Raw genomic sequence first — 16,185 nt, forward strand, 5'->3', positions numbered from 1 at the left:
TTCCTGCGGACAAAACAAAACCCCAACTGCTTTCGCAATTGGGGTTTCGGAATTTAATCTTGACGATGACCTACTCTCACATGGGGAAACCCCACACTACCATCGGCGATGCATCGTTTCACTTCTGAGTTCGGGATGGGATCAGGTGGTTCCAACGCTCTATGGTCGTCAAGAAATTCGGGTACTGACTCGTGACCAACTGGCCTCGCTTCAGCAAATCGGGTATGTGATACAGGTGCTTTGTGAGCTGCGCGAACTTTCGGTTCATTGCGTCTTCACACACCGCAATCTGGTCTCTTTCGAGCATTCAGATTGCTTGGGTGTTATATGGTCAAGCCTCACGGGCAATTAGTATTGGTTAGCTCAACGCCTCACAGCGCTTACACACCCAACCTATCAACGTCGTAGTCTTCGACGGCCCTTCAGGGAACTCAAGGTTCCAGTGAGATCTCATCTTGAGGCAAGTTTCCCGCTTAGATGCTTTCAGCGGTTATCTTTCCCGAACATAGCTACCCGGCAATGCCACTGGCGTGACAACCGGAACACCAGAGGTTCGTCCACTCCGGTCCTCTCGTACTAGGAGCAGCCCCTCTCAAATCTCAAACGTCCACGGCAGATAGGGACCGAACTGTCTCACGACGTTCTAAACCCAGCTCGCGTACCACTTTAAATGGCGAACAGCCATACCCTTGGGACCGGCTTCAGCCCCAGGATGTGATGAGCCGACATCGAGGTGCCAAACACCGCCGTCGATATGAACTCTTGGGCGGTATCAGCCTGTTATCCCCGGAGTACCTTTTATCCGTTGAGCGATGGCCCTTCCATACAGAACCACCGGATCACTAAGACCTACTTTCGTACCTGCTCGACGTGTCTGTCTCGCAGTCAAGCGCGCTTTTGCCTTTATACTCTACGACCGATTTCCGACCGGTCTGAGCGCACCTTCGTACTCCTCCGTTACTCTTTAGGAGGAGACCGCCCCAGTCAAACTACCCACCATACACTGTCCTCGATCCGGATAACGGACCTGAGTTAGAACCTCAAAGTTGCCAGGGTGGTATTTCAAGGATGGCTCCACGCGAACTGGCGTCCACGCTTCAAAGCCTCCCACCTATCCTACACAAGCAAATTCAAAGTCCAGTGCAAAGCTATAGTAAAGGTTCACGGGGTCTTTCCGTCTAGCCGCGGATACACTGCATCTTCACAGCGATTTCAATTTCACTGAGTCTCGGGTGGAGACAGCGCCGCCATCGTTACGCCATTCGTGCAGGTCGGAACTTACCCGACAAGGAATTTCGCTACCTTAGGACCGTTATAGTTACGGCCGCCGTTTACCGGGGCTTCGATCAAGAGCTTCGCGTTAGCTAACCCCATCAATTAACCTTCCGGCACCGGGCAGGCGTCACACCCTATACGTCCACTTTCGTGTTTGCAGAGTGCTGTGTTTTTAATAAACAGTCGCAGCGGCCTGGTATCTTCGACCGGCATGAGCTTACGGAGCAAGTCCTTCACCCTCACCGGCGCACCTTCTCCCGAAGTTACGGTGCCATTTTGCCTAGTTCCTTCACCCGAGTTCTCTCAAGCGCCTTGGTATTCTCTACCCAACCACCTGTGTCGGTTTGGGGTACGGTTCCTGGTTATCTGAAGCTTAGAAGCTTTTCTTGGAAGCATGGCATCAACCACTTCGTCACCTGAAAGGTAACTCGTCATCAGCTCTCGGCCTTAAGATCCCGGATTTACCTAAGATCTCAGCCTACCACCTTAAACTTGGACAACCAACGCCAAGCTGGCCTAGCCTTCTCCGTCCCTCCATCGCAATAACCAGAAGTACAGGAATATTAACCTGTTTTCCATCGACTACGCTTTTCAGCCTCGCCTTAGGGACCGACTAACCCTGCGTCGATTAACGTTGCGCAGGAAACCTTGGTCTTTCGGCGTGGGTGTTTTTCACACCCATTGTCGTTACTCATGTCAGCATTCGCACTTCTGATACCTCCAGCAAGCTTCTCAACTCACCTTCACAGGCTTACAGAACGCTCCTCTACCGCATCACTTGCGTGATACCCGTAGCTTCGGTGTATGGTTTGAGCCCCGTTACATCTTCCGCGCAGGCCGACTCGACTAGTGAGCTATTACGCTTTCTTTAAAGGGTGGCTGCTTCTAAGCCAACCTCCTAGCTGTCTAAGCCTTCCCACATCGTTTCCCACTTAACCATAACTTTGGGACCTTAGCTGACGGTCTGGGTTGTTTCCCTTTTCACGACGGACGTTAGCACCCGCCGTGTGTCTCCCATGCTCGGCACTTGTAGGTATTCGGAGTTTGCATCGGTTTGGTAAGTCGGGATGACCCCCTAGCCGAAACAGTGCTCTACCCCCTACAGTGATACATGAGGCGCTACCTAAATAGCTTTCGAGGAGAACCAGCTATCTCCGAGCTTGATTAGCCTTTCACTCCGATCCACAGGTCATCCGCTAACTTTTCAACGGTAGTCGGTTCGGTCCTCCAGTCAGTGTTACCTAACCTTCAACCTGCCCATGGATAGATCGCCCGGTTTCGGGTCTATTCCCAGCGACTAGACGCCCTATTAAGACTCGCTTTCGCTACGCCTCCCCTATTCGGTTAAGCTCGCCACTGAAAATAAGTCGCTGACCCATTATACAAAAGGTACGCAGTCACAGAACAAAGTCTGCTCCCACTGCTTGTACGCATACGGTTTCAGGATCTATTTCACTCCCCTCTCCGGGGTTCTTTTCGCCTTTCCCTCACGGTACTAGTTCACTATCGGTCAGTCAGTAGTATTTAGCCTTGGAGGATGGTCCCCCCATATTCAGACAAAGTTTCTCGTGCTCCGTCCTACTCGATTTCATGACTAAGAGACTTTCGCGTACAGGGCTATCACCCACTATGGCCGCACTTTCCAGAGCGTTCCGCTAATCTCAAAGCCACTTAAGGGCTAGTCCCCGTTCGCTCGCCACTACTAAGGGAATCTCGGTTGATTTCTTTTCCTCAGGGTACTTAGATGTTTCAGTTCCCCTGGTTCGCCTCTTGCACCTATGTATTCAGTACAAGATAACCATCTTATGATGGCTGGGTTCCCCCATTCAGACATCTCCGGATCAAAGTCTGTTTGCCGACTCCCCGAAGCTTTTCGCAGGCTACCACGTCTTTCATCGCCTCTGACTGCCAAGGCATCCACCGTATGCGCTTCTTCACTTGACCATATAACCCCAAGCAATCTGGTTATACTGTGAAGACGACATTCGCCGAAAATTCGCAAAACTCTTAAGAGTCACTCACAAATTTTACCTTAGCCTGATCCGTTACCAGTGAAAGTAACGTTCAGTCTATCTTTCTATCACATACCCAAATTTTTAAAGAACGATCTAATCAAAAGACTAGAAATCAGCATTCACCATCACAGCGATGGAATGCTCATTTCTAAGCTTTCAAACTTCAGAAGCAGTGGTGGTGGAGCCAAGCGGGATCGAACCGCTGACCTCCTGCGTGCAAGGCAGGCGCTCTCCCAGCTGAGCTATGGCCCCGTATTTCTACAGGTTTCCCACACAAAATTGGTGGGTCTGGGCAGATTCGAACTGCCGACCTCACCCTTATCAGGGGTGCGCTCTAACCAACTGAGCTACAGACCCAATTTCGGGCTGCTTCTATCGTCTTCTTCAATGAATCAAGCAATTCGTGTGGGAACTTATGGAGCAGCTGATGTCGTCGATTAAGGAGGTGATCCAGCCGCAGGTTCCCCTACGGCTACCTTGTTACGACTTCACCCCAGTCATGAATCACACCGTGGTAACCGTCCTCCCGAAGGTTAGACTAGCTACTTCTGGTGCAACCCACTCCCATGGTGTGACGGGCGGTGTGTACAAGGCCCGGGAACGTATTCACCGCGACATTCTGATTCGCGATTACTAGCGATTCCGACTTCACGCAGTCGAGTTGCAGACTGCGATCCGGACTACGATCGGTTTTGTGGGATTAGCTCCACCTCGCGGCTTGGCAACCCTCTGTACCGACCATTGTAGCACGTGTGTAGCCCAGGCCGTAAGGGCCATGATGACTTGACGTCATCCCCACCTTCCTCCGGTTTGTCACCGGCAGTCTCCTTAGAGTGCCCACCATAACGTGCTGGTAACTAAGGACAAGGGTTGCGCTCGTTACGGGACTTAACCCAACATCTCACGACACGAGCTGACGACAGCCATGCAGCACCTGTCTCAATGTTCCCGAAGGCACCAATCCATCTCTGGAAAGTTCATTGGATGTCAAGGCCTGGTAAGGTTCTTCGCGTTGCTTCGAATTAAACCACATGCTCCACCGCTTGTGCGGGCCCCCGTCAATTCATTTGAGTTTTAACCTTGCGGCCGTACTCCCCAGGCGGTCAACTTAATGCGTTAGCTGCGCCACTAAGAGCTCAAGGCTCCCAACGGCTAGTTGACATCGTTTACGGCGTGGACTACCAGGGTATCTAATCCTGTTTGCTCCCCACGCTTTCGCACCTCAGTGTCAGTATTAGTCCAGGTGGTCGCCTTCGCCACTGGTGTTCCTTCCTATATCTACGCATTTCACCGCTACACAGGAAATTCCACCACCCTCTACCATACTCTAGCTTGCCAGTTTTGGATGCAGTTCCCAGGTTGAGCCCGGGGATTTCACATCCAACTTAACAAACCACCTACGCGCGCTTTACGCCCAGTAATTCCGATTAACGCTTGCACCCTCTGTATTACCGCGGCTGCTGGCACAGAGTTAGCCGGTGCTTATTCTGTCGGTAACGTCAAAATTGCAGAGTATTAATCTACAACCCTTCCTCCCAACTTAAAGTGCTTTACAATCCGAAGACCTTCTTCACACACGCGGCATGGCTGGATCAGGCTTTCGCCCATTGTCCAATATTCCCCACTGCTGCCTCCCGTAGGAGTCTGGACCGTGTCTCAGTTCCAGTGTGACTGATCATCCTCTCAGACCAGTTACGGATCGTCGCCTTGGTGAGCCATTACCTCACCAACTAGCTAATCCGACCTAGGCTCATCTGATAGCGCAAGGCCCGAAGGTCCCCTGCTTTCTCCCGTAGGACGTATGCGGTATTAGCGTTCCTTTCGAAACGTTGTCCCCCACTACCAGGCAGATTCCTAGGCATTACTCACCCGTCCGCCGCTGAATCCAGGAGCAAGCTCCTTTCATCCGCTCGACTTGCATGTGTTAGGCCTGCCGCCAGCGTTCAATCTGAGCCATGATCAAACTCTTCAGTTCAAACATCTTTGGGTTTTTAAGAAACCCTAAACTTGGCTCAGCAATCGTTGGTTACATCTTTGATTTCTCGCGGAGTAACTTGTGATGCTGATAATCTTGTTGACTATCAGTCTGACTCCACAAGCACCCACACGAATTGCTTGATTCAGTTGTTAAAGAGCGGTTGGTTAAGATCTTTCGTCTCAACCGAGGCGCGCATTCTACAGCAGCCTCATTTGCTGTCAAGTGATTATTTTCAGAAGTTTTCGAAGAATTCTTCAACAACTTCAACCACTTGCGCTTCCGATCTCTCGTTAGCGGGAGGCGAATTCTACAGCGTTACACGCTGCTGTCAACACCTCTTTTTCTCCGCTTTCGACCGAGAAGATCGAACCGTCAAAAGAGCCAAACATCACCGCTCTTTCAACTCCTTCCAGGCTTCGATGAACTGAAGCGAACCGCTGTCGAAATCTGCGTAACTCATTGAATCTCAAGGAGTTTTCCGTTTCGACTGCGCCGGAAGTGGGGCGAATTATAGACCTCCTGAATCTGCCGTCAACCGTTAATTTCAGTTTTATTGCAAAACCTGCTTTTTAGTCAGCAAGCGCGGAATTCGACGCGCAACGGCAGGCACTCGCAGCAGCAAAAGCGCTGCACCCACAAAGGCATAGATCACCCACTCCTTAAGATCAGCCCGCACAATCCATAACATGTGCAGCAATCCCAGCCCCAGAATCACGTACACCACCCGATGCAGTTTCTTCCAGCGCACACCCAAACGACGCTGACTATAACGATTGGAGGTTACTGCCAGTGCCAACAATCCTAGAAAACCCAGCGTACCCACAATAATGTACGGCCGCTTACGCAACTCCACGCCCAACTGTGACCAGTCGAAACCAAGGATGAACGCCATATAGCTGAACAGGTGCAGAACCACATAAGTAAAACACCAGAGCCCCAACTGACGGCGAACCGCAATCCAGCCCGCCCACCCCGTCAATTTCTGCAACGGCGTCATGCTCAACGTGATCAGCAGCAATACCAGCGTCCCCAGTCCCAGTCGATCAACCAGAACCTTGCCGGGATCCGGACCGAGCAAATCGGCGAACGCCTGATAAAACCAGAGCAGTGGCCAGATCGCCGCCGCAATGAAAACGCCTACACGCCAAAACGGATATCGCATCAGTAGTTCTTCCGCAGATCGAGCCCTGTATATAAAGAAGCGACTTCATCCGAGTAGCCGTTGAACATCTGGGTATCACGTACATTCGGCTTGAACAAACTGTTCGGCAGACGCCGTTCTCTTGCCTGAGTCCAGCGCGGATGATCGACCGTCGGATTCACGTTGGCATAAAATCCGTATTCATCTGCCGCGATACTCTGCCAGGTAGTCTTGGGCTGCTCGCTAACGAGACTGATCCGCACAATGGACTTCACACTCTTGAAGCCATACTTCCACGGCACCACCAGGCGCAGCGGCGCGCCATTCTGATTGGGCAATTCGCGGCCATACATGCCAACCGCCAGAATCGCCAAGGGATTCATCGCCTCATCCAGACGCAAGCCCTCTACATACGGCCAGTCGATCAACGCGAAACCCGAGCGCTGCCCAGGCATGCTCTTGGGATCCTGCAAGGTTTCAAAGCGAATGTACTTGGCGTTAGAGGTCGGTTCGACCTGCTTGAGCAGTGCGGAAATCGGAAAACCAATCCAGGGGATGACCATCGACCACGCTTCAACACAGCGAAGACGATAGATACGCTCCTCCAACTGGTACGGTTTCATGAAGTCTTCGAGTGCGTAACGCCCAGGCTTACCCACCTCCCCATCGACGACCACACTCCACGGCTCGGTTTTCAGCGAGCCGGCATTGGCTGCGGGATCGCCCTTGTCGGTGCCGAACTCATAGAAGTTGTTGTAATGGGTCGCGTCTTTATAAGGCGTGATCGCCTCATCCTTGACGTTGACTGCTCCCCACTTGGTAGAAGAGAGCTTCTCGGCAAACCAGGCAGGCGTCTTGCCTGGCTCGACATCAGCATAGCGCGCCGCGTCCTCGGCACTGGCCCAACGCGGCAGGCTGCTCACGGCGATACCGGCCGCGGTAGCTCCGAGCAGTTGGCGACGGGAGAGATAAATGGACTCAGGCGTGACATCCGACTCATGGCAGTCGGACGCTTTGGGGATTTTGATCAGCATGACAACTCCGCAGCTTTGGAGGACAGATGCACCCATAGACTGCGGAGTATGCGGGAAATTACATCACTCGGCGTTTTTGTGCCGACGAAGATGCAACAGGTATTGCACCGGGCCGGAAGCCGCGTAGGCGAGGAACACCAGCAGCAAAATACGCGGTGGATCGCTGAACACCACAGCGAACACCAGCACCACGGCGAGGATCGCCACGAACGGCACGCGCCCCTTCAGATCCAGCTCCTTGAAGCTGTTGTACTTGATGTTGCTGACCATCAGCATGCCGGCAGCCGCCACCATCAGAGCGACCAGGAACGACATCTTCGACCCCTGAATACCGTAATCGCTGAACGCCCAGACAATCCCCGCCACCACGCCTGCCGCCGCCGGACTGGCCAGACCGATGAAGTAGCGCTTGTCAGCCGTACCAACCTGAGTATTGAAACGCGCCAGACGCAGCGCTGCACCGGCTACATAGATGAAGGCCACCATCCAGCCAACCTTGCCCATGTCGCCCAGCGCCCAGCCGAACGCCAGCAGCGCCGGTGCCACACCGAAAGCGACCATGTCGGACAGCGAGTCATACTCGGCACCGAAGGCACTTTGCGTATTGGTCATGCGCGCTACACGGCCATCAAGACCATCGAGCACCATGGCCACAAAAATCGCGATCGCGGCGAAGGCGAAATACTTGCTCGCATTCGCTGAATCCCCGGCGCTCAAGGCAGCCTGGGCACTCATCGAGTTGATGATGGAATAAAACCCTGCGAACAGGTTCGCAGTGGTGAAAAGGTTCGGCAGCAGATAGATACCACGATGCCGGACTTTACGACCTTCTGCGTCGTGCCCTTCTTCGACATGTTCATCGATGGGCAGCAGGCTTTCGGCGTCAGAAGCCTGGTTCGGCTCTTCGGGACGTTCGCTCATGGACATTACCTTGCAACGGTTTGGAAAGTTTCGACAGGTGCCTGTGACGACGGTTCGGCCACAAACGATGCAGCTTTATACCAGAACCATCGGTTTCAAACGAAAAAACGCGGCCGAGGCCGCGTTTTTCGTACAAGGATGACGACTTAGTTTTTGGCTTTGTCGACGATCTTGTTGGCACCGATCCACGGCATCATGGAGCGCAGTTGCTCGCCGATGATTTCGATACCGTGAGCGGCGTTGTTACGACGCTTGGCGGTCATCGAAGGGTAGCCGGTTGCGCCTTCGCTGATGAACATTTTGGCGTATTCGCCGTCCTGAATACGTTTCAGGGCATTGCGCATGGCCTGACGGGATTCGGCGTTGATCACTTCCGGACCGGTCACGTACTCGCCGTATTCAGCGTTGTTGGAGATCGAGTAGTTCATGTTGGCGATACCGCCTTCGTACATGAGGTCAACGATCAGCTTCAGTTCGTGCAGGCACTCGAAGTAGGCCATTTCCGGCGCGTAGCCAGCTTCAACCAGCGTTTCGAAACCGGCTTTCACCAACTCAACGGTACCGCCGCACAGTACGGCTTGTTCGCCGAACAGGTCGGTTTCGGTCTCGTCCTTGAAGGTGGTTTCGATGATGCCGGTACGACCGCCACCGACGCCGGCGGCGTAGGACAGTGCAACGTTTTTGGCGTTGCCCGAAGCGTCCTGGTAGATCGCGATCAGGTCAGGGATACCGCCGCCCTTCACGAACTCGGAACGTACGGTGTGGCCCGGCGCTTTCGGCGCGATCATGATCACGTCGAGGTCGGCACGTGGAACAACCTGGTTGTAGTGGATCGCGAAGCCGTGGGAGAAGGCCAGGGTGGCGCCTTTCTTGATGTTCGGCTCGATTTCGTTCTTGTACAGCTGGGACTGGAATTCGTCCGGGGTCAGGATCATGACCAGGTCGGCGCCGGCAACAGCAGCAGCCACGTCGGTCACTTTCAGGCCATGGGCTTCGGCTTTGGCAACAGTGGCCGAACCTTTACGCAGACCGACGGTAACGTCGACACCGGAGTCTTTCAGGTTGCATGCCTGGGCGTGGCCCTGGGAACCGTAACCGATGATGGCAACTTTCTTGCCCTGGATGATCGACAGGTCGCAGTCTTTATCGTAGAAAACTTTCATGAATTTCCCCTATATATCCAGGCCGTTCAGGCCATTCGCTAATTTGGTTTAGATGCTGAGTACTTTGTCGCCGCGGGCAATGCCGGTCACGCCGCTACGGACGGTTTCCAGAATCGATGCGGTGCCGATGGACTGAATGAAGCTGTCGAGTTTGTCGCTGGTACCGGTCAATTGAACGGTATACACGCTGGCACTGACGTCGACGATCTGTCCACGGTAAATATCGGTGGTGCGTTTGATCTCGGCGCGCTGGGCGCCAGTGGCCTTGACCTTGACCAGCATCAGCTCGCGCTCGATGTGAGCGCTTTCCGACAGGTCCACCAGCTTGACCACTTCGATCAGCTTGTTCAGGTTTTTGGTGATCTGCTCGATGATTTCATCGTGGCCGACAGTGGTCAGCGTCAGACGCGACAGGGTCGGGTCTTCGGTTGGCGCCACTGTCAGGCTTTCAATGTTGTAGTTGCGCTGCGAGAACAGGCCGACTACGCGAGACAAAGCGCCGGGTTCGTTTTCCAGAAGCAGGGAAATAATGTGCCGCATGATTAAGTACGCTCCGTCTTGCTCAGCCACATATCGCGCATGGAGCCGTCTTTGATCTGCATCGGATAGACGTGCTCGCTGGTATCGACCGAAATATCGATCACCACCAGACGATCTTTCATGGCGAACGCCTCTTCCATCTTCGACTTCAAATCCTTCGAATCGGTGATGCGCACGCCGACGTGACCGTAGGCTTCAGCCAGTTTGACGAAGTCAGGCAGCGACTCCATATAAGAGTGCGAGTGACGGCTGCCATAGCTCATGTCCTGCCACTGACGAACCATCCCCAGAACACCGTTGTTCAGGATGACGATTTTCACCGGCAAGCCATATTGCAGGCAGGTCGACAGTTCCTGGATGTTCATCTGGATGCTGCCTTCGCCCGTGACACAGGCAACGTCGTCATCCGGGAAGCTCAGCTTGATGCCCATGGCCGCCGGGAAACCGAAGCCCATGGTGCCCAGGCCACCGGAGTTGATCCAGCGGTTAGGCTTGTTGAACTTGTAGTACTGCGCCGCGAACATCTGGTGCTGGCCCACGTCGGACGTGATGAAGGCATCGCCCTTGGTCACTTCGCACAGGGTCTCGATCACGGTCTGCGGCTTGATCAGGCTGCCGTCGCCCTTTTCATAAGGGAACAGGCCGCGATCACCGCGCCACTCATCGACTTGCTTCCACCAACTGGCCACGGACTCCTTGTTCGGGGTCTCGCCGATTTCCTTGAGGATCGCGACCATTTCGGTCAGGACACTCTCCACCGGACCAACGATTGGCACGTCGGCCTTGATGGTCTTGGAGATCGAAGCCGGGTCGATATCGATGTGGATGATCTTGGCGTTCGGGCAGAACTTCGCCGCGCCGTTGATCACACGGTCATCGAAACGTGCGCCAACAGCCAGGATCACGTCGGCATGGTGCATCGCCAGGTTGGCGGTGTAGCTGCCGTGCATGCCGAGCATGCCGATGAACTGACGATCAGTACCCGGGAAACCACCCAGGCCCATCAAGGTGTTGGTCACTGGCAGGTTGAGCATTTTCGCCAGTTCGGTCAGCGGTGCGGAACCGTTGCCCAGAATCACGCCGCCACCGGAATAGAGCACAGGACGCTTCGCCGCCAGGAGCATTTCTGCCGCCTTGCGGATTTGCCCGGAGTGACCGCGAACGGCCGGGCTGTAGGAGCGCAGCTTGGCTTTTTTTGGGAAAACGTATTCGAACTTCTCGGCCGGGTTGGTCATGTCTTTCGGGATATCGACCACGACCGGGCCCGGACGACCGGATTGCGCCAGGTAGAACGCCTTCTTCATGACTTCCGGGATTTCCGAGGCGTGCTTGATCATGAAGCTGTGCTTCACGATCGGCCGGGAGATACCGATCATGTCGGTTTCCTGGAACGCGTCGGTGCCGACCATGGTGCTTGGCACCTGACCGGAAATGATCACCATTGGAATCGAATCCATATAGGCGGTGGCAATACCGGTGATGGCGTTTGTGGCGCCTGGACCGGAAGTCACCAATACCACGCCGGCTTTACCGGTGGCACGGGCGTAGCCGTCAGCCATATGGGTCGCCGCTTGTTCGTGACGAACCAGGATGTGGGTCACTTCCGGTTCTTTGAACAGGGCATCGTAAACATGCAGGAGAGCACCACCCGGGTACCCGTAGATATATTTGACGCCTTCGTCACGCAAGAAGCGGACGAGCATCTCACCGCCAGATAAAAGCTCCACGTTGTTCACCTCTAAAACGCCAGAATACCGTCCACAAAAAGGGGCGGGTCTTAATAGGTTTACTTCTCGGCAGAGCATGAGCGACGGTGGTCGCCGACTACGTCAGCACTGACTGAGCAAGTATTGGGATCGTCCCAAGTGTTGCGGGCCTTTCCCACCCAGCGCGAGGTAACGCGTTGCGGGTGTAACAGGTCGACGCGGATATGCGCCTCATGATCTGCCGAGTGGGTCTGCTTCTGGCAGTCCCTCTACAGCGGACTTTGGATTCTTCTGTTTCGCCCTCTCCAAGTCAAGCCGTCAATGTGCTTAATTGTGGGTAAGCACATGAGAACGCAAGAAAAAACCTGAAAACAGCTACTCTGTTAGCGTCAATTGCGCAATTTTGCCAAGGAATCAGCATGCGAACGCTTCTGTTAACTCTGCTGATCGGCCTCAGCCCCTGGTGCTCGGCCGCTCAGATCTACAAATGGGTCGACGCCCAAGGCGTCACGCACTTCGATGCGCAGCCGCCGCAAGGGCAACCGGCCAGCACCGTGCAGACGCCCTCCTCGCCCCCAACGAAACCTGCCGCCATGCCTGGCAGTGGTGCGCTGGGCGATCAGAAAGCCATCGACGACAAGGTGAAGAAACAGGTGGCGGAGCAGCAGGCGCAGCTCAAGGCATTTTGCGAGCAGGCACGGACGAACCTGGCGCAATTGCAGAACAATCCGCGATTGAGGGAGGAAGTGGAGGGGCAGCTACGGCGGCTGGATGATGCGCAACGTCAGGAGCGCATTATCGAAGCACAGAAACAGATTGCGCAGAACTGCGAATAAGCACCTGTAGGAACTGGCGAAAGCTTCGATCTTTTGATTCTGTTTTTAAAAGCAAGATCAAAAGATCGCAGCCTGCGGCAGCTCCTACAGTGGCTTAGCGGGAGGCGGTGATCAGCAGATCGAATTCTTTGAGCAGCACCTGCAACTGGCGATCCTTGCCCTGCAGATTGCGTTGGGCAAAGACCATCTCCGCCATTTCCTGAATGCCCGAAGCGTTGGGCAACGCCAGGTCCTGCTCAAGGATCATCTTCATTCGTGGCAGGAAGATCCATTGCAGCCATTGTTCGAAATCCAGCGTATCGACCGAAAACGGCTCGACACTACTAAGGGCTTCGGCCGATGGCTGCACTTCATCCCACCAACCTTGCGCGCGCAGCTCACGCTCGATCAGCAGCAACTGGTCGGCGATTTTCGGGAAACGGGTGTCCATCAGAGCGAAACCTTGGCCTTTTGACGAGCCAGTGCAGCGCCGGCGGAGTCGCCCTGTTTCTCACGGGACTGCGCGATGATTTCCCACAGGTTGGCTTGCAGATCCGGACGGCCGTTGGCCATGGTCAGCGCGCGACGGGCGAACTGTTCCGCCTGCGGCGCATCACCTTGGGCCATGCGCACCTGCGCCAGACGGTAGAGCACTTGCGGCTCACGCGGAGCTACACGCTGAGCGCGCTCCAGACTGGAGGATGCACCGTTGAGGTCGCCGCCGGCCTGCTGCTGTTGCGCAGTGGTCAGCAAGGCGAGTACCGGACCATCCAGTTGCTCATCCGCCGACAGACCTCCGCCACTGCTGGCCGAAGGAATGCCGCTCGGCGTCGAAGGCATGCTGTAGCTGCCGGTGTTGATCGGTGCCGACTCGACCGGCGAAGGATTGTACGGACCCGCCGTAATCCCACCGGACGCCGGACCAGGAACGATCGGCGCCGATGTCACAGCACCGCCACCCGGCACCATCACCACCACACCAGTATCGCCTTGCGGAATGGCCTGGGATTGCGCCTGCCCCTGCACTGGACGTTTGACCGTCGTCTTGCGGAAACCGCCATTGGCCGACAGACGTTCGCTATTGGACACGGCTGTGCCGGAATCCACCACCGGGATCGAACCACGCTGTACGGTAGAGCAGCCGCTGAGCAAAGCCACGGCGGTCACCGCTGGAATCAACCACTTGTTCACTTGAAACCCTCTTTGCTTAATTCATCCAGCCCTTGACCCAATCCATCACCGACTCCGGCGAAGCAGGCGTTTCGCTTGCACACGCGGCACCGGGTGGCGGTTCGCTGCCGCGAATATACGGCATCTGCACGGCTCCGGGACAGTTGGCATCCGAGCCTTGTCCGGTACGCGAATCGACCCACGCCTGAACGATGTTGTCCGGCTGCGGCATATCCAGCGGCAGCGGATCGGCCTTGCGCATGAAACTGGTCCAGACCTGCAGCGCACCGGTCGCCCCGGTGAACGGGGTCTTGCCGTTGTCGTCACGACCGAGCCAGACCACCGCCAGCAGATCCTGACTGAAACCGGCGAACCAACTGTCGCGCGAGTCGTTACTGGTACCGGTCTTGCCGGCCAGCGTCAGGGTCTTGGGCAGCACGTTGTAAACCGAGCTGCCGGTACCTTCACGCATCACCCGCTGCATGGCGTTCTGGATCAGGTAGATGGACGCCGGATCGAAACGCTGCTCGATCTGGAACGGATAACGCTTGAGCGGTTCGCCCTCAGCAGTCAGCACACTGCGAATCCCGCGCATCGGCGTATTGAAACCACCGTTGGCGAGGGTCTGGTACATGGTCGCCACTTCGATCGGGGTCATGCCGCCAGCCCCGAGCAACATCGACGGGAACGCCGGGAATTCCCGGGTTACCCCCAGACGCGCAAGGGTCTTGAGCACATTCGGCACACCGACTTCCAGACCCAGACGCGAGGTCGACAGGTTGTAGGAATGCGCCAGCCCTTGATAGAGAAACACCGTGCCGTGGGAGCGACGGTCATAGTTCTGCGGTTTCCACACCTGGCCGTCCGCGCCTTTGATCGACAGCGGATCATCCGACAGCCAACTGGTCAGCGTGTAATGGCTCGGCTTCTCCAGCGCAGTCAGATAGACAGCCGGTTTTACCAGCGAACCGATTGGCCGCACGGCGTCCAGCGCCCGGTTGAAACCGGCGTAACTGGCCTGACGGCTACCAATCATCGCCTGCACTTCGCCGGTCTCCGGGTTGGTCACGACCATCGCCGCTTCCACATCATCGGAGCCCTTGCGTCCAGCCAGACGTTTAAAGGTGTCGTTAACCGACGCTTCGGCCTTCATCTGCAGAATCGGGTCGAAACTGGTGAAGATCCGCAGGCCTTCTTCGGTCAAGTCCTCGTCACGATAATCTTCACGCAACTGGCGTTTGACCAGATCGATAAAGCCCGGGAACGAGCTGTCGGCGAGCTTGCCGCGGGTGGTCACGCCCAATGGCATTTTCTTCGCCGCTTCGACCTGCTCGGCCGTCGCCACGCCTTGCTGCTCAAGCACATCAAGTACCAGATTACGGCGCTCCAGCGCGCGCTCCGGGTTGCGCCGCGGGTTGTAGTAGGACGGACCCTTGACCATGCCGACCAGCAGTGCAACCTGATGCAGCTTCAGCTCGGACAAAGGCTGACCGAAGAAGAACTGGCTGGCCAGACCGAAACCATGCACGGCACGCTGACCGTCCTGCCCGACGAAGACTTCGTTGAGGTAGGCCTCAAGAATTTCCTTCTTGTCGTAGTGCAGCTCCAGCAGCATCGCCATCATCGCTTCGGTGAGCTTGCGGCTCAGGCTGCGCTCGTTGGTGAGGTAGAAGTTCTTCACCAACTGCTGGGTCAGCGTACTGCCGCCCTGGGTCATCTTGCCGCCAGAGGTGTTGACCCAGATCGCCCGGGCAATCGATTTCGGCGACACGCCCCAGTGGCTGTAGTAGTCGCGATCTTCAACGGCGACCAAAGTATCGAGCAAATACGGCGGCACCTGATCGAGCTTGATCAGAATGCGGTCTTCAAGGTTTTTCGGGTAAATGCCGCCGATCATCAGTGGTTCGAGCCGCACCACGGACAATTTTCCACCATTGAGCCCCGAGAGTTCGGCCACATAGTCGCCGGAGAAGCGCACGCGTACTGGCTGAGGTTTCTCCAGGCCTTCATAGAACTGGAAGCCGCGGGTATTCAGATCAACGGTATTGCCGTTGACGGCGGCAGCGCCGGGGCCATTGCTCACGGCTTCGCGGCGATAGCCCAAGGCGTCGAGTTCGGTGAGGAAATCGTCCTTGCTCAGTTTTTGTCCGACGAACAGCTCGAGCGGACGCGCGTACACCTTGGCCGGGATGGTCCAGCGCTTGCCGGAGAATTTCTCCTGCACCACGGCATCGAGGTAAACGGCGAAGCCGGCCAGCACCACAAGGCCGACCAGACTGAGTTTAATGGCCCACCCCAGCCACGGCCGCAGGCCCTTGGCAGGTGGTTTTTTCTTGGTACGGGGGGATCGAGTTCGAGTCATGGCGGCGGATTATACGCACTTTATTCATCCTCAACAGGAGCGCTCCGAGGTTTGCGTCAGGCTGG

The 16,185-nt window shown here is 55.7% G+C and carries 10 protein-coding genes, 2 tRNA genes and 3 rRNA genes; 1 reads left to right on the forward strand and 14 read right to left on the reverse strand.

Annotation, left to right across the window (positions count from 1 at the left end; translation table 11 throughout):
• Positions 1-57: 57 nt before the first annotated feature.
• The 11 genes from rrf to ACYZUM_RS21500 all read right to left on the reverse strand — a co-directional run bounded on the left by rrf (position 58) and on the right by ACYZUM_RS21500 (position 11,794).
• Positions 58-173: ribosomal RNA gene (rrf, locus tag ACYZUM_RS21450) — 5S ribosomal RNA — on the reverse strand.
• A gap of 154 nt (positions 174-327) precedes the next feature.
• Positions 328-3,219: ribosomal RNA gene (locus ACYZUM_RS21455) — 23S ribosomal RNA — on the reverse strand.
• Between the two features lie 247 nt (positions 3,220-3,466).
• A tRNA-Ala gene (locus ACYZUM_RS21460) sits at positions 3,467-3,542 on the reverse strand.
• A 28-nt stretch (positions 3,543-3,570) separates the two neighbouring features.
• Positions 3,571-3,647: transfer RNA gene (locus tag ACYZUM_RS21465), tRNA-Ile, on the reverse strand.
• A gap of 81 nt (positions 3,648-3,728) precedes the next feature.
• Positions 3,729-5,265: ribosomal RNA gene (locus ACYZUM_RS21470) — 16S ribosomal RNA — on the reverse strand.
• Together the 16S, 23S and 5S rRNA genes with 2 tRNA genes alongside form the textbook arrangement of a ribosomal RNA operon.
• 553 nt (positions 5,266-5,818) lie before the next feature.
• On the reverse strand, positions 5,819-6,430 hold the full coding sequence (gene msrQ / locus ACYZUM_RS21475) for a protein-methionine-sulfoxide reductase heme-binding subunit MsrQ (RefSeq protein WP_108183806.1): 612 nt from the start codon (positions 6,428-6,430) through the stop codon (positions 5,819-5,821).
• Entirely contained in the window at positions 6,430-7,443 is a 1,014-nt protein-coding gene (gene msrP / locus ACYZUM_RS21480; protein ID WP_041065469.1) for a protein-methionine-sulfoxide reductase catalytic subunit MsrP, read from the reverse strand. The genes msrQ and msrP overlap by 1 nt, the downstream gene beginning before the upstream one ends.
• Positions 7,444-7,506: 63 nt before the next feature.
• Positions 7,507-8,364, reverse strand: coding sequence for a CDP-diacylglycerol--serine O-phosphatidyltransferase (gene pssA, locus ACYZUM_RS21485; protein ID WP_003228213.1), 858 nt, complete (start codon positions 8,362-8,364; stop codon positions 7,507-7,509).
• A 146-nt stretch (positions 8,365-8,510) separates the two neighbouring features.
• Positions 8,511-9,527 (reverse strand): ketol-acid reductoisomerase, encoded by a 1,017-nt coding sequence (gene ilvC / locus ACYZUM_RS21490; RefSeq protein ID WP_007959661.1) that lies wholly within the window; start codon positions 9,525-9,527, stop codon positions 8,511-8,513.
• Positions 9,528-9,575: 48 nt separating this feature from the next.
• Positions 9,576-10,067, reverse strand: a complete 492-nt coding sequence (gene ilvN / locus ACYZUM_RS21495) for an acetolactate synthase small subunit (RefSeq protein WP_003205610.1) — start codon at positions 10,065-10,067, stop codon at positions 9,576-9,578.
• A 2-nt stretch (positions 10,068-10,069) separates the two neighbouring features.
• The gene (locus ACYZUM_RS21500) at positions 10,070-11,794 is read right to left on the reverse strand and encodes an acetolactate synthase 3 large subunit (protein WP_041065497.1); all 1,725 of its coding nucleotides are present in this window, start codon (positions 11,792-11,794) and stop codon (positions 10,070-10,072) included.
• A 398-nt stretch (positions 11,795-12,192) separates the two neighbouring features.
• Here ACYZUM_RS21500 and ACYZUM_RS21505 point away from each other — a divergent pair, with 398 nt between their 5' ends.
• Positions 12,193-12,609, forward strand: coding sequence for a DUF4124 domain-containing protein (locus tag ACYZUM_RS21505; protein WP_108183807.1), 417 nt, complete (start codon positions 12,193-12,195; stop codon positions 12,607-12,609).
• A gap of 94 nt (positions 12,610-12,703) precedes the next feature.
• On the opposite strand, the gene ACYZUM_RS21510 is transcribed toward ACYZUM_RS21505, so the two are convergent.
• The 3 genes from ACYZUM_RS21510 to mrcB are packed head-to-tail and all read right to left on the reverse strand — an operon-like array spanning position 12,704 to position 16,120.
• A complete protein-coding gene (locus tag ACYZUM_RS21510) occupies positions 12,704-13,039 on the reverse strand; it encodes a YqcC family protein (RefSeq protein ID WP_041065457.1) in 336 nt (111 codons plus the stop codon).
• Entirely contained in the window at positions 13,039-13,779 is a 741-nt protein-coding gene (locus ACYZUM_RS21515) for a tetratricopeptide repeat protein (protein WP_108183808.1), read from the reverse strand. The genes ACYZUM_RS21510 and ACYZUM_RS21515 overlap by 1 nt, the downstream gene beginning before the upstream one ends.
• 16 nt (positions 13,780-13,795) lie before the next feature.
• Complete coding sequence (gene mrcB / locus ACYZUM_RS21520; RefSeq protein WP_108183809.1) at positions 13,796-16,120, reverse strand: penicillin-binding protein 1B; 2,325 nt, start codon at positions 16,118-16,120, stop codon at positions 13,796-13,798.
• Positions 16,121-16,185 lie beyond the last annotated feature (65 nt).

The organism is Pseudomonas sp. m6p (genome assembly GCF_055760375.1).